The sequence below is a fragment of the Paraburkholderia flava genome (assembly GCF_004359985.1).
Classification (GTDB): Bacteria; Pseudomonadota; Gammaproteobacteria; order Burkholderiales; family Burkholderiaceae; genus Paraburkholderia; species Paraburkholderia flava.
On the sequence record NZ_SMRO01000003.1, the window covers coordinates 934626 to 951402 of the forward strand.

Consider the following 16777-nt stretch of genomic DNA (forward strand, 5'->3'; position numbering starts at 1 on the left):
TCCATGACCAGGGAACTCAAACATATATTTGGCATGGCAGCACGACGAAATAGTCGTCTGTATTCCGTAGCTTCCCCTTGGACAATCCAGAAGGAATGGCGATGAAATTCAGCAAGCGCAAGATCTGCACCGCAGTCGTTTTCGCATGCTCGGCACTCGGCGCATCGGCAGCGATGGCTCAAGTGTCTCTCCTCGGTGGCGGTTCGTCGCTCGTGTTCCCGAGCATCACGTCGGAAATCACGCAGTTCGGCGGCGGCATCAATTATTTCTCGGTTGGCAGCGGCGCCGGTCAAACGGCATTCCTGACCAACGCCCCGGCTTCGCTCGGTCAGACGAGCGGCACGGTTCACTTCGCGAATAGCGACGCTGCTCTGTCGTCGACGCAAGTCGACACGACGGGCTCGTATGCCCGTACGTCCACCGACGGCAAGCTGATCCAGCTGCCGTACATCGTCACGCCGATTACGGTTCCGTATGTGAGCCAGCCTTCGTCGGTGACGGGCACGGTTGCACTGGACGACAACGATCTGTGCGGCATCTACTCCGGTAAGATCACCAACTGGACGCAGATCATCAACCCGACGACGAGCGCCGCCTATACGACGGTCAGCACGCCGATTCAAGTGGTGTATCGCCTTGACGGCAGCGGCACGACCGATCTGCTGACGCGCCACCTGGCCGCGGTCTGCACGACCGGCGCCAGCGGCAATTCGAACGTCGCGTTCAACGAAACGCAGGCGTTCGCGAGCAACTTCACCACGGTGCCGGCGAACTTCATCGGCGCGACGGGTAGCGGTGGTGTGGCATCGCAACTGGTGTCGTACCGTACTGCTGGCACGGCTGCATTCGGTTACCTGAGCCCGGACTACACGAACACGACGCTCGCTCCGTCGTCGCCGAACGCGACGAACGCGCTGGCAGTGGCCAGCCTGCGCAATTCGACGACGGGCCTTGACGTTGCCCCGACGTATCAGAACGCGACGATCGCCCTTGGCTCGGTGGCAGCGCCGAGCGGTGCGGCTGCCGAAGCCAACCCGTTCAACTGGGTGCCGGGTGCCAACATCAGCAAGACGGACCCGTCGTGGATCGCCATTTCGAATCCGAAGGCAGGCTATCCGATCTCTGGTACGAGCAACATCATCGTCAGCCAGTGCTACAAGACGTCGCTTCTGCGTACGCGTCTGGTCAACTTCCTGACGGCGCACTACACCAACGCCACGTACGCTGCGATCCTGAACAACAACGGCTTCGATGTGGTTCCGGCTTCGTATAAGAACGCGATCACCGCCGACATCCTGGCGAACACGAACGGCTACAACCTGAACATCGGCAACTCGGTCTGCGGCACGCTCGGCCGTTAATCGATGTAACGCTGCACTCCGCGTAGAAAAGCAAAAGGCCCAAGACGCTTAGACAGCGTCCAAACCCCAAAGCCCATCTCCACGGACCAAAAGCAATCAGGTAAAAAAACACGGTAAGTAGTAAGCCGTGCAGGGTAAGACTCAGCAGCACAGCAGCAACGGTGCGTACCGGCGAAGGCCTTCGCCGGTACGCATTTTCATTTCCAGACCCAGCGCAAGTGATGCGCACAATCTGTCACACGCGCTGCCAATCGCTCTGCTTAACCTGCAAGCACTGAGAAGCACCGCGCAGCACCAGGAAGCCCCGCACCCGGAGAACCCCACAATGACCGCATTCCGTTTCGAAGCCATCGACACGGCCGGCAAGGCACGCAAGGGCGTACTCGACGGCGACAGCGCACGCTCGGTACGCAGCCAGCTGCGCGCGCAGGGTCTGGTTCCAATGACGGTCACGACCGCCGCCGGACGCACGCAGGGTGCAGCAGGTCAAAACTCAACCGCAGCACGTTTCGGACGCAAACTCTCGCAACGCGAACAGGCACTGCTAACGCGCCAACTAGCGAGCCTGCTGACCTCAGGCTTGCCGCTCGACGAAGCGCTATCAGTGCTCACCGATCAAGCCGAACGCGACTACATCCGCGAACTGATGGCTGCGATCCGCGGCGAAGTGCTCGGCGGTCATTCGTTTGCGAACGCGCTTGCACAACATCCGCGCGATTTCCCCGACATCTATCGCGCACTCGTGTCGGCCGGCGAACATACCGGCAAGCTCGGCCTCGTGCTGTCGCGTCTCGCCGACTACATCGAACAGCGCAATGCGCTCAAACAGAAAATCACGCTCGCGTTCACGTACCCGGCGGTCGTGACGGTCGTCGCGTTCGGCATCGTCGCGTTCCTGCTGAGCTACGTCGTGCCGCAGGTCGTCAACGTGTTCGCGAGCACGAAACAGCAACTGCCGTTTCTCACGGTGATGATGATGGCGCTGTCGGACGCGGTACGTCACTGGTGGTGGGCGATGGCGCTCACCGTGCTGGTGATTGCGTATTTCGTGCGCTCGACGCTGTCGCGTCCCGGCCCCCGTCTCGCATTCGATCGCTGGCTGCTCACCGCGCCGCTCGCGGGCAAACTCGTGCGCGGCTACAACACGGTGCGTTTCGCGAGCACGCTCGGCATTTTGATTGCCGCCGGCGTGCCGATCCTGCGCGCGCTGCAGGCAGCAGGCGAAACGCTCAGCAACCGCGCGATGAGCAGGCTCGTCAGCGATGCGATCGTGCGTGTGCGCGAAGGCACGTCGCTGTCGCGCGCGCTCGGCAATACGAAAACGTTTCCGCCGGTGCTCGTGCATCTGATCCGCTCCGGCGAAGCAACCGGTGACGTGACGACGATGCTCGATCGCGCATCGGCCGGCGAGGCATCGGAGCTCGAGCGTCGCACGATGTTCCTCACCAGCCTGCTCGAACCGCTGCTGATTCTCGCAATGGGCGGCACGGTACTCGTGATCGTGCTCGCAGTGATGCTGCCGATCATCGAGCTGAACAACCTGGTCCACTGAGCGACGGCGATGCGCGACTTAAACAAGCGACGCAATCAGCGCGGCTTCACACTGCTCGAAATGCTGGTAGTGCTGCTGATCGCGGGAATGCTGATCGCAGTCGTTACGCTCGCACCGACGCACAATCGCAGGACCGATCTCACCGAGGAAGCGCAGCGGCTCTCGATGCTGTTCGAATCCGCCGTCGACGAAGCGCAGATCCGTTCGACGCCGATCGCATGGCAACCGGTCGGCGGTGGCTATCGTTTCATGCGACGTGGCGCGAACGGCAGCTGGCAACCGCTCGCCGACAGCGTGCTCGGCGCACATCGCTGGCAAGCGGAAGTCACGGGCGTATCGATTCGCTACACCGGCGGCAGCACGACGCAGCGCGTCGTATTCGGCGAAGAAAGCATCGATGCACCGATCACGGTCACGCTCTATTCAGGCGATACGCGAATGCAGGTAATGAGCACGGGCATTGGAAGTTTTAGCGTGCGACGGCCTTAATGCATAAAGCATAATTAACCGGCTTAAAACCCCGTCGACAAAAGCACGCAATCCGCATTTCCCGATTGTGAATGCTTGATGTTGAATGGTACGTATCACCGTCGATTAGAGTCCTGCAATCCCATCTTTTATACGTACATTCTGTCTCGACAAATTAATAATTCGAATTCCGAAGAGATATTCGTCGAGGCATTGTATTAATCGGTTGTTAAACAATTGGCCCGTCTATAGAATGAATCGCACGAATAAGGTCAAGGTCTTGAAGCACTGCGGTTCCTTCCGCGGGCTTCGGTAATCGGGGATTAGTGCCCGCCAGAAGACCTTCTACAAGGACTGACAGGTGAAGCAATTCTTTTGGCAACAGGCCGTCAGCATGGCCACGCGCGACTTCAGCAGGAATCCCTCCAAGGCATTGCGAGAGGCTAATACCCACCCCGTCATGGTGACCAAATACGGTCAGCCGGTGGCATGCCTGATTCCGATCGATTACTGGAATTCAGTGATCGACATGCTTCGCAATATGGATATATCCACCCGCATCGAACGACGCGACATGTGAAACCCGGTGAATGCAATGAGCGGCACAATCAGCCGCTCAACCGGTGCACCCACGTCACGACCGTCCAGCTGAAATCGCCGATCCCGTACCGCGCAATCAACGTATCCATCCGCATGTTGATGCGCTCCGAACGAATCCGGCAATGCACGATGAAGTAACCACTGGTCACGCCGACGATCGAGCCGAGCGGCAACTGTCCGTTGCCGAGCGTCGAGTAGAGCGTGGTCGCGACGTCGCCGGTGCTGACGAAGTAAGCGGTATTGCGCCGGTTGATCAGCGCGTCGGCCTGCCCGTGTGTCAGCGTCGGAATCGCGGCGGCGAGCACGTCGGGTGACGCGGTGTTCGCGTTGATCGTCGTGGTGTCGGGCAGCACCGTGACGAGCGGTGCGAGCGTGCTGATCGTGTGCGGATCGTAGCCGGGCACGCTCGCGAAATCGTCGATCGACGTGGGCTGTAGCGGCCAGTCGTCGGCGTCGCTGCTATTGCCATTGCGTGGCCCGATCGCGAGCGCACGCAGCAGATGGTCCGCAGTCGGTTTGGCGAGCGCCGGGTCGAGCCCTGCGCCACTGAGTAGCCGCCGGTATGCCGCGAGACCATCCACGTCGACCTGGAACGGCGCGCTCGGACCTGGTCGCGTCACCAGGTTCATCAGATTGAATTTGGCCTGCGCGTCTTCGACTTCGCCGGAGATCGTCGCGTGCTCGAGATCGCTGTTCACGGAGACGACGTCGGCCGGCAGCAGGTCGGCGAGTTTGGTGTCTTGTACCGGTGCGGCCCAGCGTTGCGCCGGTTGCGTGATGCCCGACGTCGACGTTTGCAGCCGCAGCTCCGCGCGGGCCCATTCCACTGCCGCGCGTTCGATCCACATTGTTTGCGTCGCGACGCGTTGATTCTCGACGTCGCGTACCGCGACCCATTCGCGCCATAGCAGGCTCGCGGCAAGCGTGGCCACAAGCGCGACGATCAACAGCACCGTCACGATCGCGACACCGCGTTCGCGCGTCGTTACACGTGTCACCCCGCGCGTCACCCTCTTCGTCGTGGTTAAACGTTTTCGCACAGGCCGGTGATGCGCCGCGCGTCGTTCGATGCGTGCTTCGCTGCGGCGTGCCTGCATGCGTTCCCCGTGCGCCCGAGTGTGTATCGCTATCCCTCGCGGTCTTCGATATTAGCCGCCGCCCGCTTTGCTTCGGATGACAGAAGTTACGTACATTGCGGCGCGAAACAGACATCGCTCGCCGCTACGATGGCCGGATTTTCTTTCCGCGAAACAGACCAGTCGCGGGACGACACGTGGAGCGAAACGCGCGGGACCGGCTACGTAAAAAATGCGGCCCGAATGCGGGAAAACTGAAAACGCTTCGCTGTACGTACAAGAGGTCACGATCCCGACTTTAGAAATTTGTATCTTGCACGACTTGAAAAATCCACTGAATCCGCCACGCGGGTCGACACAGTCAATCGAATCAGAGAGGAGTGGCGTGATGGCGCCCGCGAGTCACGGGGAAGCAACTGGCAGGCGGCTTGGCTGGGTATCGGCGCTGATCGCGGGAAGCGTCGCACTGGCCGCCGGCACTGCCCACGCGCAGACAGCTGCGAACGGCGTGATGACCGCCGCCGATCCGGCAACGCATCCGTCGAGCTTCGACGTGAACGAGTTCATCGTTCGGGGCAACACGGTACTTTCATCGCTCGACATCGAGAAGGCGGTCTATCCGTTCGAAGGCCCGGGCCGCTCGATCAACGATGTGAACGCTGCGGTCGATGCATTGACGAACGTGTACCACGACAAAGGCTATCAGTCGGTCGTCGTCGAGCTGCCGCAGCAGCAGGTGAAGAACGGCGTGATCGTGCTGCAGGTGGTCGAGGCGAAGGTCGGGCGTTTGCGTGTCGAAGGCGCGAAGTACTACTCGCCGCAGAACGTACGCGACGCGGTGCCCGCGCTGGCCGAAGGCAAGGTGCCGGACTTCACGCAGGCGCAGCAGCAATTGAGCGATCTGAACCGCTCCGCCGATCGCCAGGTGATTCCGGTGCTGAAGCAGGGCGCGATGCCGCAGACCGTCGACGTGGATCTGAAAGTGGACGATCACAATCCGTTGCACGGCACGCTCGACGTGAACAACGACAACAGCCCCGGCACGTCGTCGCTGCGCACGAGCGCGACGGTCAGTTATTCGAACCTGTGGCAGCTCGGTCATGTGGTGTCGGCAACCTACCTGATCGCGCCGCAGCATCCGACCGACGCGCGCGTCTACTCGTTCTCGTACCTCGCGCCGCTCCCCGATTCGCACTGGAGTCTGCTCGCCACGGTGCTGCATTCGGACAGCAACGTCGCGTCGCTCGGCAACACGAATGTGCTCGGCAAGGGCACGACGTACGGCTTCACCGCGATCTACACGCTGCCGTCGACCGACACGTACGCGCATTCGGTCAGCGTCGAGATCGACCGCAAGCACTACGACGAAACGGACACCTTCGGCACCGTTGGCAGCATCGCGCAGTCCGCACCGCTCACGTACGTGCCGATCACGCTTGCGTACAACAGCCAGCTGAACCTGAAGCAGTCGCAGACGTCGTTCTCGGCGTCGGTGACGGCGGGCATCCGCGGTCTCGGCAGCACGTGGGACGAATTCGACAACAAGCGCTTCAACGCGCAGCCCGATTTCGTGTACGGCAAGTTCGACGTGAATCACACGCAGAACCTGCCGCACGACGTGCAGGCGAACGCGCACGTCAGCGTGCAGATTTCCGGCTCGCCGCTGGTATCGAGCGAGCAGTTCGCGGCCGGCGGCATGACGAGCGTGCGCGGCTACATGCAGGCCGAGGACACCGCCGACAGCGGCGTGATCGGCTCGGTCGAACTGCGCAGTCCGTCGATTGCGTCGTATGTCGGCAGCGCGCTCGACGAGTGGCGTTTTCATGTGTTCGTCGACGCCGCGCATCTGTGGCTGCTGAGCCCGCTGCCCGAGCAGACGTCGTCGTTCAACCTGGTGAGCGCGGGCTTCGGCACGCGCGTGAAGTTGCTGAAGTACGCGAGCGCGGATTTCGAGGCCGGCTGGCCGCTGCGCTCGGGTGTCTACACGCGGGCCTACAGCCCACGCTTCGATTTCTATGTGCGACTCGGTTTCTGACCGGGACCGGTATTGGCCGACGCTCGTTAAACGAGCGGGCTTGAGAGGGAGAGGATTGTGAAACGTGCTTTGCTGATGCTGTTGACCGTGCTGCTCGGCTGCCTGCCGGGGATGGCGCATGCGTGGTGGCAGAACGACTGGTCGTATCGCAAGGCGATCACGATCGATACCGGGCCGAAGGGCGCGAATCTTACCGATGCCGCAGGCCGTACGCCATTGTTGATTCGCCTGCACTCGGGCAATTTCCAGTTCGATGGTCTGCAGGATAGCGGTGCCGACATCCGCTTCGTCGCCGCCGACGACAAGACGCCGCTCAACTATCACATCGAGCAGTACGACCCGGTGCTCGGCGTCGCACTGGTCTGGATCGATGTGCCGTCGCTGCCTGCAGGCTCGACGCAGCCGCTGTGGATGTACTACGGCAACACCAAGGCGCCGGACGGCGCGAAGGCGGCCGAGACATTCGACGCGGACTACACGCTCGTCTATCACTTCAACGGCGCGGCCGGCGCCCCGCCGAAGGACGTGACCGCGTATGCGAACAACGCGCAGAGCGCACCGGCGCGGATTGCCGAAGACGGCATCGTCGGTAAGGCAGCGCAGTTCAATGGCGCGAGTCCGCTGAACCTGCCGGCGAGTCCGTCGCTGGCAGTGACGGCCGGTGGTGCATTCACGTTCAGTGCGTGGGTCAAGCCTGCCGCGCTGACACCGCAGACGCTGCTGTACAGCCGTCGCGATGGCGCGAATGCGTTGTTCGTCGGGCTCGACAACGGCGTGCCGTTCGCCGAGATCGACGGCGGCACGGCGCCGGTGCGTGTGGCCGGGACGCAGCCCGTCGCAGCGAATCAATGGAGCGCGATTGCGTTCACCGCCGACGGCAAGAACCTCACGCTGTACGTCGGCGGCAAGCAGGTTGCGCAGAGCGCCGGCGCATTGCCTGCGCTCAATACCGCAGCGGTGGTCGGCGGCGACGTCGCGAATGCGCCTGCGGGCACGACGACCTTCACGGGCTACACCGGCGAGATCGACGAACTGCGTCTGTCGAAGGTCGCACGTTCCGCTTCAACGCTTGCAATCGACGCGCTGTCGCAAGGCGCCGAATCGAAACTGGTCGACTACGGCGCTGACGAAAAGCAGTCGGGCTTCGGCTTCGGTTACTTCGGTGTGATCGTGCATTCGGTCACCGTCGATGCGTGGGTCGTGATCGGCATCCTGCTGCTGATGGCGTTCGTATCGTGGGTCGTGATGTGGACGAAGGCGACCTACGTCGGCACCGTCGACAAGGCGAACAACTTCTTCATCGAGCGTTTCCGCGCGGTGGCCGGCAAGCATCTGGTCGGGCTCGCGCATGCGGACGACAAGACCGACGAAGGCCGACGTCTGCATCGCTCGTCGCTGTACCGGCTGTACAAGGCAGGCGTCGACGAGATTCACAGCCGCGTCGATACCAATGGACGCACGGTGATCACCGCCGAATCGATCGAAGCGATCCGCGCATCGATGGACGCGACGCTCGTGCGCGAGAACCAGAAGCTGTCGAAGTCGATGGTGCTGCTGACGATCGCGATTTCGGGCGGTCCGTTCCTCGGTCTGCTCGGCACGGTGGTCGGCGTGATGATCACGTTCGCCGCGATCGCCGCAGCCGGCGACGTCAACGTGAACGCGATCGCGCCGGGTATCGCCGCTGCGCTGCTCGCGACGGTGACAGGTCTGTTCGTCGCGATTCCTGCGCTGTTTGGCTACAACTACCTGCTGATCCGCAACAAGAACGTGACCGCGAACATGCAGGTGTTCGTCGACGAATTCGTCACGCGGCTCGCCGAGGCACACCGCTCGGCCGATCATTCGCTCGCCGCGGATTGACACGGATTGAACCGGGAGAACTGCGATGCAGGTTCAGGACGACGACAAGCCCTACGACGACATCAACATCACGCCGATGCTGGACCTGGCGTACGTGCTGCTGATCATCTTCATCATCATGACGACCGCGTCGGTGCAGGGCATCAAGGTCGATCTGCCGAAGGCGAGTTCGGCGACGAGCCTCGCGAAGCCGAAGACGAAGGCGATTACCGTCGCGGACTCGGGGCAACTCTTTCTCGACGCGTACCCGGTGACGATGGCCGAACTCGAAGACCGGCTGCGCACGCAGAAAGCGCTGTCGCCGGATTTTCCGATCGTGCTGAAGGGCGACGCGACCGTGCAGTACCAGCGCGTGATGGACGTGCTCGATCTGCTGCGTCGTCTCGATCTGTCGCAGGTCGGTCTCGTGACCGGCAAGAGCAAGGCGAGCTAAAGCGAGTCGATCATGGAAATGACCTACAACGGCGGCGGCCCAGGCAAGGGACCGTGGCGCTTCGTCAAACCGGCGGTGATCGTGCTGCTGCTGATCGCGCTCGCCGCGGCGATCTGGCATTTCGCGAGCCAGACGGCCGGCGTGAAGCGTGCCGAAGCGCCGCAGGTGACGACCGTGATTCCGTTGCCGCCGCCTCCGCCCCCTCCGCCGCCGCAAAAACCGCCGCCTGAAAAACCCGTCGACGTGAAGACGCCCGTCGACAAACCGACCGACGTACCGAAGCCCGCCGACACACCGAAGCCATCGGACAACCAGCCGAAGCAGATGACGATGAACGCGCCGGCACAGGCCGGCACCGACAACTTCGGCATCGGTGCAGGCGACGGTTCGGGCATGGCCGGCAGCGGCGGGGGTGGACGCTTCGGCAACACGAGCTACGCGCGCTACATCGGCTCGCTGGTTCAGCAGGCAGTGGAGCGCGACAAGAACGTGCAGGACGCGGGCGGCTCGCGCTTCGAGATGAACGTGAACGTCTGGATGGAGCCTTCGGGGCGCATCACGCGGGCGGAGGTCGCGAAGTCGACGGGCGACGCGAAGCTCGACGCCGCCGTCGTCGCTGCGGTGCTGGCGATGGGCAAGGTCGACGAGGTCCCGCCGCCGAACGCGGTGTATCCGGCGCTCGTCAAGCTGCACGGCCGGGCGCCGGCCTGACGCGCGCATAGACAACACATACGCACGCCGAACGCACAGATCGCACGACAGGTACGCAAAGCATGCAATTCGACATCAAGTGGAGAACGGGAATGCAGATCAGGACGGCACGGGGTGGCCGCAATCCTCAACGCGCGGAGCCGCGTCTGCGCGGCACGCGCATCGCTGTCGCGGCGCTCGGTCTCGTGCTCGCCACAGCGGCGCACGCACAGTCGCTCGAAGATCAGGCTGCGACCGGCAGCGCATCGCCGACCGAGAGCACGGTGATCAACCTGATCAACCTGCTGGTGAAGCGCGGCGTGATCACCCAGGCGAGTGCAAACGACCTGATCCGCGAAGCCCGCACCGAGACTGCGCAGGCGAAGGCCGCGAATGCGCGGGCGGCGAATGCAACGAATGGACGCGCCGGCACGGCGGTCGCAGGCGCGGCGATCGTCAACGGTCCGACGCAACCCGGCGACGTCGCGGTGCCGTACGTGCCGCAGGTGGTGCGTGACCAGATCAAGTCCGAGGTGAAGCAGGAAGTGATGGCGCAGGCGAAGGCCGAGAACTGGGCGCAGCCGAACACGTTCCCCGACTGGGTATCGCGGATCAAGCTCGACGGCGATCTGCGCGTGCGCGACGAATATCACTTCTATTCGAACCGCAACGCGACCGGCCTGACGAACTTCGCGGCGATCAACGCGGGTAGCCCGTACGACATCAACCAGAACACGACCAAGTCGCTACCGCCGACGCTCAACACGACGCAGAACCGCAACAACCTCGAACGGTATCGCGCGCGTCTTGGTGTGACCGCGACGCTGTCCGACGAATTCACCGCCGGCATCCAGCTCGCGAGCGGCAACGACAACGGCCCCGTGTCGACGACGGCAACGGCAGGCGGCGGCTTCGCGAAGAAGAGCATCTGGCTGAACAAGGCCTACATTGCGTATCAGCCGACGGCATGGCTGAACATCACCGGCGGCCGTTTCGACAATCCGTTCTTCTCGTCGGATCTGCTGTTCGCGAACGACCTCGAAATGGACGGCCTCGCGGCGAACTTCCGTCACGCGTTGCCCGCTGATCCCGACGTCACGCTGTTCGGCACGCTCGGCGTGTTCCCGATCCAGTACACGGCGGAAAGCTTCCCGTCGACGAGCATCGACAAGGCCGGCAGCGACACGAAGTGGATGTTCGGCGCGCAGTTCGGCGCGGAGTGGAAGATCAACGAGCAGAACCGCGTGAAGGGTGCGCTCGCGTACTACGACTTCCAGAACATGCGCGGCACGTTGTCGTCGCCGTGCGCGGTGTATCTCGGCGCGCAGAGCTGTAGCACCGACAACGAAGCACCGGCGTTCATGCAGGGCGGCAATACGCTGATCGCGCTGCGTAACATCGCGCAGGACCCGAACGCCGGGCCGGGTCTGACGCCCGATCCGCAGCTGTTCGGGCTGGCGTTCAACTACCGGCTCTTCGACATCAAGGCGCAGTGGGACACGGTCATCGCCGATCGCGTGAAGGTGCGACTCGATGGCGAGTACGTGCGCAACCTCGCGTACAACGAGAACAAGGCGTTCAGCGCGGCGACGCTGCCCGTGAACAACTACGAGGCGAGCGCGGCGAATCCGACGCGCTCGGACTTCCGTAGCGGTCCGAACGGCTACATGGCGAAGGCGACGATCGGCGAGCCCGATCCGAAGAGCAAGGGCCAGTGGAATTTCTCGATCGCGTACAAGTATCTGCAGCCTGATGCGACGCTCGATGCGTTCACCGATCCCGACTTCCATCTGGGCGGCACGAATGCGCGCGGCTACATCATCGGCGCCGCGTATGCGGTTGCGCGCGACACGTGGCTCTCCGCGCGTTACCTGAGCGCGAAGGAAGTGTACGGGCCGCCGGTGTCGATCGACGTGCTGCAGATCGAACTGAACGCACGCTTCTGAGGCCCCCCATGAAGCCAGTTATCGGAACAGCCTGCGTCAGCGTGCGTGCTCTCTGCGCCGCTGTATGCGCGGGCACGCTGCTGTGTGCCGCATTGCCCGCGCATGCGCAGAGCATCGAAGAGCGTCTGCGCACCCAGTTGCGCACGACAGCGCAGCAGTTGCGCGAACTGCAGGACGCCCAGGCGCAATCGCAGGCGGACCGCGCGCAGGCGGAACAGCAGCGCGACAAGGCGCTTGCCGATCTGAAGGCCGCGCAGGCCGAGCTTGCATCGTCGAAGGGCAAGCCCGACGCGCAGGCGGCGCTGCAACGCGAACTCTCCGCAGAAAAGGCGGCGCGCGCGCAGGACAGCCAGCAGCTCGCGAAATACCGCGCCGCGTACGAGCAACAGGTCGCCGCACTGCGCACGCACGGTGCCGAGCAGGAGCGTCAGCAGGGCGCGCTGAAGGCGCGCGCGGCGCAGCTGCAAGTGTGCGAGGCGAAGAACGCGCAGCTGTACGACGTCGGGCAGGAGGTGTTGTCCGCGTACGAGCACGTCGGCATCGGTTCGATTTTCAGTTCACGCGAACCGTTCGCGCAAAGCGCACGCGTGAAGTACGATCAGATTGCGCAGGGCTATGGCGACCGTCTGTATGCGGGCAAGTACGATCCGCGGGCTCCGTTGCCTGCGTCGGGTGTAGCGGCTGCGTCGGCGGTAGCGGCGCCGTCCGCTGCATCCGCGCCCTAGACATTCCGCTGCGGTGCATCACCATGCCGCGTCGATAACCGGAGAATCCGACTCATGAATACCAACACCAACGAATCGCAGCAGGACAACGGCGCCGCGCATTTTGCCGGCACGCCGATCGAAACGATCCACGTCGAACAGCTAGCCGATATCTTCAAGGCTGCAGGCTATCGCGTGACCGCTGCCGAGTACGACGGCGGCGTGCAACTGATGAGCGCGAGCCAGGGCGTCGGCTTCACGGTGCGCTTCGGCAACCCCGCACCGGCCGATGCAGCGGATGCCGCCGCGCCTGCCGCATTTTTCGACTACACGCTGAGCTGCGCGCTGCAGGTGCAGGGCGAACTGCCCGCCGAACTCGTGTCCGCATGGAATCGCACGAAGCGTTTCGCGCGACTGTCCGCGCATCAGCAGTTTCTCGTGCTGGAGATGGACGTCGTCGTGGCCGGTGGCGTGAGCGAGCGCCACATCCGCTCGACGATCGAACTGTGGGACCGGCTGATTCAGGAGTTCCTGCTGCATCTGCGCAACCGTCCGGTGTTTGCCGCGGCGGAACAGGCGGCAGCCGGCGCGAAGACCGCGACCGCTGCAACGGATGAAACGACCGCGTCGAAGGACGGCGCGAACCCGACGCTGCAATGAAATCGCGCGGACCGGCCGGCATGTTGTTCGCTGCGGTGCTCACGCTGTTTGGCCACAACGCGGCTGCGCAGGGGCAGCCGGTTGCCGAAAGCGATGCGCCGCGTGCGTGGGTTGCGTATGCGCAGGCGGTATCGCTGCATTTTCAGGCGGCGCTCGTGGGCGATAGCGAACCGGCGCAGCGCTTCAATGCGTTTCTAGATGCACGCGACGACGCGGCGGCGAGCGATGCGGCCGTTGGCAACGGTGGCAATGGTGCGAACGCCGGTGCGCAAGTGCCGGCGACGCTGCGCGTGAAGGCATGGTTCGATGCGTCGGGCCATGTAACGCGAGTCGAGTTCCCGTCGTTCGGCAACGACGCAGCGGACACTGACCTGCGCACGCTGTTGACGCAGCAGATGAACTTCGCACCGCCGCGCGGCATGCGGCAGCCGGTGGTGGTTCGTATCGGCCTGGCGCCGGCGCAATGAGAGTGTCGACGGAAATGAAGGGGGCGGTATGAAGGCGATCGTATGGGGCGCGCTGGTGCTCGTTTCGGGGCACGCGCTGGCACAGGGCGACGTGGTGGCAGGAACGGGCAGCACGGCACTCACGCAGGCCGACGTTGCCGGTTTCGTCCGGACACTGGGCGCGGACAACCGCGCGCGGATCGAAGCCGATCCTGCTGCGCTCGACAATATGGTGCGCGCACGTCTCGCACAGAAGGTCGTGCTCGCGGAGGCGAAGTCGAAGGGCTGGGATCGTCAGCCGCAGGTGCAGACCGCGATCGACGAAGCGCAGCGCGAGGTCGTCGTGCGCAGCTATCTGGCGTCGGTCAGTGCGGCACCCGCCGATTACCCGGCCGACGACGACATCCAGCGTGCGTACGATCAGAACAAGGCGGTGTTCATGACGCCGCGCGCGTTGCATCTCGCGCAGATTTTTGTCGCGGTGCCGCCGGGTGCGGATGCGGCGGTCCGCGAAGCGGCGCGTCAACGCGCGGTCGATCTCGGCCGCAAGGCGCGTGCGGCCGGTGCGGATTTTGCCGCGCTGGCGAGTGCGAGTGCTGCTGCCATTCCGAATGCACAGGACAAACCGGGCTCGGTGACCGGCGGCGATCTCGGCTATATCGCCGAGCCGCTGGTCGTGCCGGAGGTGCGCCAGGCGCTCGCAACGATGAAGCCCGGCGACGTGTCCGCGCCGATCGCAACCGCGAGCGGTTTTCACATCGTCCGGTTGATCGACGTGCGTGCGCCTGTGTTGCGGCCGCTCGCCGACGTGAAGGAGCAGGTACGTGCGTCGCTGCGGCAACAGCGTGCTCAGCAGAATGCGCAGGCCTACCTCGCGAAGCTCGCGGGCCCTGGTGCGGCTTCGATCGATGAAGACGCGCTCAGGAAAGCGCTGGCTTCCGCGCAATGAGTTCGCAATGAACCTCCGCCTGCCGCGATTCGTCATGTACGTGAGCGGTGTGCGTGCTGCGGCGGCTTCGCTGTGGATGCACGTAGGCATGGTGTTCATCTGCACGCTGGCGGTAATCGCGTTCCCGTCCGGCCACGCATTCGCGCAGGCTGCATCTGCATCGTCGACGCCGTCCGCGAAGCAGCCGTTGTGCGTCGACGCCGAAGTGGATGGCGTGCGCTCGCTGTCGTACGACTGCCTGAGCCGGCAACTCAAGCCGGCCGCTACACCGGAAGACGCGACCGCAGGCGGCACGAGCGTCGACAGAAAAAGCGCGGCGGAAGCGCTCGCCACGCAGCCGTCGAATCGCGTCGGCACGTTTAACCTGTCCGCCGAGCGCAACCGGTTCGGTTCGAACTGGGGCAAGTCCGCGCAGCCGCAGCGTCCGGCGCCGCCTGTCGCGCTGCCGCCGGTGCATTGACCGGCGCGTTCGCGGCCGGCGTTTTTCGAAAGCGATACGACATGCGAAAACCGAACCTGCGATGGATCGTGCTCGCTGCACTGTACGGCGCTTCGTTGATCGCGTCGCTCGATGCGACAGCAGCGATGGCTTCGGCCGCGGCGTCGGCCGAGATGAACAGCGCCGCTGCCGAACGCCCGCGCGTCGTGTTGCCGGACTTCTCGACACTCGTCAAACGCTACGGCGCGACCGTCGTCAACATCAGCGTGACGCGCGAGGTGACGCAGATCGGTGTGCAGCTTCCGCCGGGCATGTCGCCCGACAATCCGCTCGCGCCGTTTTTCGGGCGTCGCGTGATCGGCAATCGCGAGGAAGTGAACCTCGGGTCGGGCTTCATCGTGAGTCCGGATGGCTACGTGCTGACGAATCGTCATGTGGTCGGCGATGCGTCGGTCGTCGACGTGAAGCTCACCGACAAGCGCGAATTCAAGGGCAAGGTCGTCGGCAGCGATGCGGTGTCGGATATCGCGCTCGTGAAGATCGATGCGCAGAATCTGCCCGCGGTGGTCACCGGCGATCCGGCGCAGGTCGAGGTCGGCGACTGGGTGATGGCGATCGGTTCGCCGTACGGCTTCGCGAATACGGTGACGGCGGGCATCGTCAGCGCGCGTTCGCGCTCGCTGCCCGGCGAGACCGGTGTGCCGTTCATCCAGACCGACGTGCCGATCAATCCGGGCAATTCGGGTGGCCCGCTGTTCGATCTGAACGGACGCGTGATCGCGATCAACTCGCTGATCTATTCGAAGACCGGCGGTTATCAAGGGCTGTCGTTCGCGGTGCCGATCGATGTCGCGCTCGACGTGAAGGATCAACTGCTGCGCACCGGACGCGTGAGCCGTGGACGGCTCGGCATCGCGTCACAGGATCTGAGCCAGTCGCTCGCGCGCTCGTTCGGGCTGACACGCCCGGACGGCGCGCTGATCAGCATGGTCGAGCCGGGCGGACCCGCTGCGGCGGCGGGGCTGCGCGCGGGCGACGTCGTGCAGGCTCTCGATGGCGTGCCGGTGAACGATTCCGGCGATCTGCTGGGGCGGGTCGCGAAGCTGCGGCCGGGTACGCGGGTCGATCTGCTGGTGTGGCGCTCGGGCGGCGCAGTGCTGCTGGCGGCGACCGTTGGCGCGGTGCCTGGCGATGGCGGTGCCACGCCGGCCGAAGCCGCGCTACCGTCCGAATGGGGGCTCGTGGTGCGTCCACTGACCGCGCAGGAGCAACAGCAGTCGCAACTCGATCACGGGCTGCTGATCCAGCGCGTTGCTGGTCGTGCCGCGCGGATCGGGCTGCGTGCAGGGGACATCGTGCTGGCAGTCAACGATGCGCCGGTCGCGACGGTGGCCGAATTCGCGACCCGCGTCGGCGATACGCGCCGCAGCGTCGCGCTGCTGATTCAGCGCGGTGCGTCGCGGCTGTATGTGCCGGTCGATGCGGGTTGATGCTGGCTGAGCCGTTCGTGCTACGTGGCAAACAGGGCACGCACATCAGGTACCTACAGGCCGCG

16 protein-coding genes are annotated in these 16777 nt (G+C 64.0%); 15 read left to right on the forward strand and 1 reads right to left on the reverse strand.

Features of this window, described 5'->3' with window-relative positions:
• Positions 1 to 101: 101 nt before the first annotated feature.
• The 4 genes from E1748_RS26655 (at position 102) to E1748_RS26670 (ending at position 3961) form a co-directional block, all read left to right on the forward strand.
• Positions 102 to 1361, forward strand: a complete 1260-nt coding sequence (locus E1748_RS26655; RefSeq protein WP_133650256.1) for a substrate-binding domain-containing protein — start codon at positions 102 to 104, stop codon at positions 1359 to 1361.
• Positions 1362 to 1686: 325 nt separating this feature from the next.
• Entirely contained in the window at positions 1687 to 2913 is a 1227-nt protein-coding gene (gene gspF / locus E1748_RS26660) for a type II secretion system inner membrane protein GspF (RefSeq protein ID WP_133650257.1), read from the forward strand.
• A 9-nt stretch (positions 2914 to 2922) separates the two neighbouring features.
• On the forward strand, positions 2923 to 3402 hold the full coding sequence (locus E1748_RS26665; RefSeq protein ID WP_133650258.1) for a GspH/FimT family pseudopilin: 480 nt from the start codon (positions 2923 to 2925) through the stop codon (positions 3400 to 3402).
• Between the two features lie 340 nt (positions 3403 to 3742).
• Positions 3743 to 3961 carry a type II toxin-antitoxin system prevent-host-death family antitoxin gene (locus tag E1748_RS26670; protein WP_133650259.1) on the forward strand — a complete coding sequence of 73 codons (219 nt, stop codon included), beginning with the start codon at positions 3743 to 3745 and terminating at the stop codon, positions 3959 to 3961.
• Between the two features lie 28 nt (positions 3962 to 3989).
• Here E1748_RS26670 and gspK read toward each other — a convergent pair whose 3' ends face one another.
• Positions 3990 to 4979, reverse strand: a complete 990-nt coding sequence (gene gspK, locus E1748_RS26675; protein WP_240766797.1) for a type II secretion system minor pseudopilin GspK — start codon at positions 4977 to 4979, stop codon at positions 3990 to 3992.
• 466 nt (positions 4980 to 5445) lie between these two features.
• On the opposite strand from gspK, the gene E1748_RS26680 reads away from it, so the two are divergent.
• From E1748_RS26680 to E1748_RS26730, 11 genes are all read left to right on the forward strand, one after another.
• On the forward strand, positions 5446 to 7092 hold the full coding sequence (locus E1748_RS26680) for a ShlB/FhaC/HecB family hemolysin secretion/activation protein (protein ID WP_133650261.1): 1647 nt from the start codon (positions 5446 to 5448) through the stop codon (positions 7090 to 7092).
• A gap of 57 nt (positions 7093 to 7149) precedes the next feature.
• Positions 7150 to 8955 (forward strand): DUF2341 domain-containing protein, encoded by a 1806-nt coding sequence (locus E1748_RS26685; protein WP_240766798.1) that lies wholly within the window; start codon positions 7150 to 7152, stop codon positions 8953 to 8955.
• Between the two features lie 25 nt (positions 8956 to 8980).
• Entirely contained in the window at positions 8981 to 9388 is a 408-nt protein-coding gene (locus E1748_RS26690) for an ExbD/TolR family protein (RefSeq protein ID WP_133650262.1), read from the forward strand.
• 12 nt (positions 9389 to 9400) lie between these two features.
• Positions 9401 to 10099 (forward strand): TonB family protein, encoded by a 699-nt coding sequence (locus E1748_RS26695; protein WP_133650263.1) that lies wholly within the window; start codon positions 9401 to 9403, stop codon positions 10097 to 10099.
• Positions 10100 to 10191: 92 nt separating this feature from the next.
• On the forward strand, positions 10192 to 12024 hold the full coding sequence (locus E1748_RS26700) for a putative porin (RefSeq protein WP_133650264.1): 1833 nt from the start codon (positions 10192 to 10194) through the stop codon (positions 12022 to 12024).
• 8 nt (positions 12025 to 12032) lie between these two features.
• Positions 12033 to 12749: a hypothetical protein gene (locus E1748_RS26705; RefSeq protein WP_133650265.1), complete on the forward strand. Its 717-nt coding sequence runs from the start codon at positions 12033 to 12035 to the stop codon at positions 12747 to 12749.
• A 54-nt stretch (positions 12750 to 12803) separates the two neighbouring features.
• On the forward strand, positions 12804 to 13388 hold the full coding sequence (locus E1748_RS26710) for a YbjN domain-containing protein (RefSeq protein WP_133650266.1): 585 nt from the start codon (positions 12804 to 12806) through the stop codon (positions 13386 to 13388).
• Positions 13385 to 13855 (forward strand): YbaB/EbfC family DNA-binding protein, encoded by a 471-nt coding sequence (locus E1748_RS26715; protein WP_133650267.1) that lies wholly within the window; start codon positions 13385 to 13387, stop codon positions 13853 to 13855. Before E1748_RS26710 ends, E1748_RS26715 begins: the two co-directional genes overlap by 4 nt.
• A gap of 28 nt (positions 13856 to 13883) precedes the next feature.
• Complete coding sequence (locus E1748_RS26720) at positions 13884 to 14783, forward strand: peptidylprolyl isomerase (RefSeq protein WP_133650268.1); 900 nt, start codon at positions 13884 to 13886, stop codon at positions 14781 to 14783.
• Between the two features lie 7 nt (positions 14784 to 14790).
• Positions 14791 to 15243: a hypothetical protein gene (locus tag E1748_RS26725; protein ID WP_240766799.1), complete on the forward strand. Its 453-nt coding sequence runs from the start codon at positions 14791 to 14793 to the stop codon at positions 15241 to 15243.
• Positions 15244 to 15284: 41 nt separating this feature from the next.
• A complete protein-coding gene (locus E1748_RS26730) occupies positions 15285 to 16712 on the forward strand; it encodes a Do family serine endopeptidase (protein WP_133650269.1) in 1428 nt (475 codons plus the stop codon).
• Positions 16713 to 16777 lie beyond the last annotated feature (65 nt).

What these genes read in the sequence shown, in the direction of transcription:
- E1748_RS26655 (WP_133650256.1), top strand. Translation starts at nt 102, where the DNA reads ATGAAATTCAGCAAGCGCAAGATCTGCACCGCAGTCGTTTTCGCATGC.
- gspF (WP_133650257.1), top strand. Translation starts at nt 1,687, where the DNA reads ATGACCGCATTCCGTTTCGAAGCCATCGACACGGCCGGCAAGGCACGC.
- E1748_RS26665 (WP_133650258.1), top strand. Translation starts at nt 2,923, where the DNA reads ATGCGCGACTTAAACAAGCGACGCAATCAGCGCGGCTTCACACTGCTC.
- E1748_RS26680 (WP_133650261.1), top strand. Translation starts at nt 5,446, where the DNA reads ATGGCGCCCGCGAGTCACGGGGAAGCAACTGGCAGGCGGCTTGGCTGG.
- E1748_RS26690 (WP_133650262.1), top strand. Translation starts at nt 8,981, where the DNA reads ATGCAGGTTCAGGACGACGACAAGCCCTACGACGACATCAACATCACG.
- E1748_RS26695 (WP_133650263.1), top strand. Translation starts at nt 9,401, where the DNA reads ATGGAAATGACCTACAACGGCGGCGGCCCAGGCAAGGGACCGTGGCGC.
- E1748_RS26700 (WP_133650264.1), top strand. Translation starts at nt 10,192, where the DNA reads ATGCAGATCAGGACGGCACGGGGTGGCCGCAATCCTCAACGCGCGGAG.
- E1748_RS26705 (WP_133650265.1), top strand. Translation starts at nt 12,033, where the DNA reads ATGAAGCCAGTTATCGGAACAGCCTGCGTCAGCGTGCGTGCTCTCTGC.
- E1748_RS26710 (WP_133650266.1), top strand. Translation starts at nt 12,804, where the DNA reads ATGAATACCAACACCAACGAATCGCAGCAGGACAACGGCGCCGCGCAT.
- E1748_RS26715 (WP_133650267.1), top strand. Translation starts at nt 13,385, where the DNA reads ATGAAATCGCGCGGACCGGCCGGCATGTTGTTCGCTGCGGTGCTCACG.
- E1748_RS26720 (WP_133650268.1), top strand. Translation starts at nt 13,884, where the DNA reads ATGAAGGCGATCGTATGGGGCGCGCTGGTGCTCGTTTCGGGGCACGCG.
- E1748_RS26725 (WP_240766799.1), top strand. Translation starts at nt 14,791, where the DNA reads ATGAACCTCCGCCTGCCGCGATTCGTCATGTACGTGAGCGGTGTGCGT.
- E1748_RS26730 (WP_133650269.1), top strand. Translation starts at nt 15,285, where the DNA reads ATGCGAAAACCGAACCTGCGATGGATCGTGCTCGCTGCACTGTACGGC.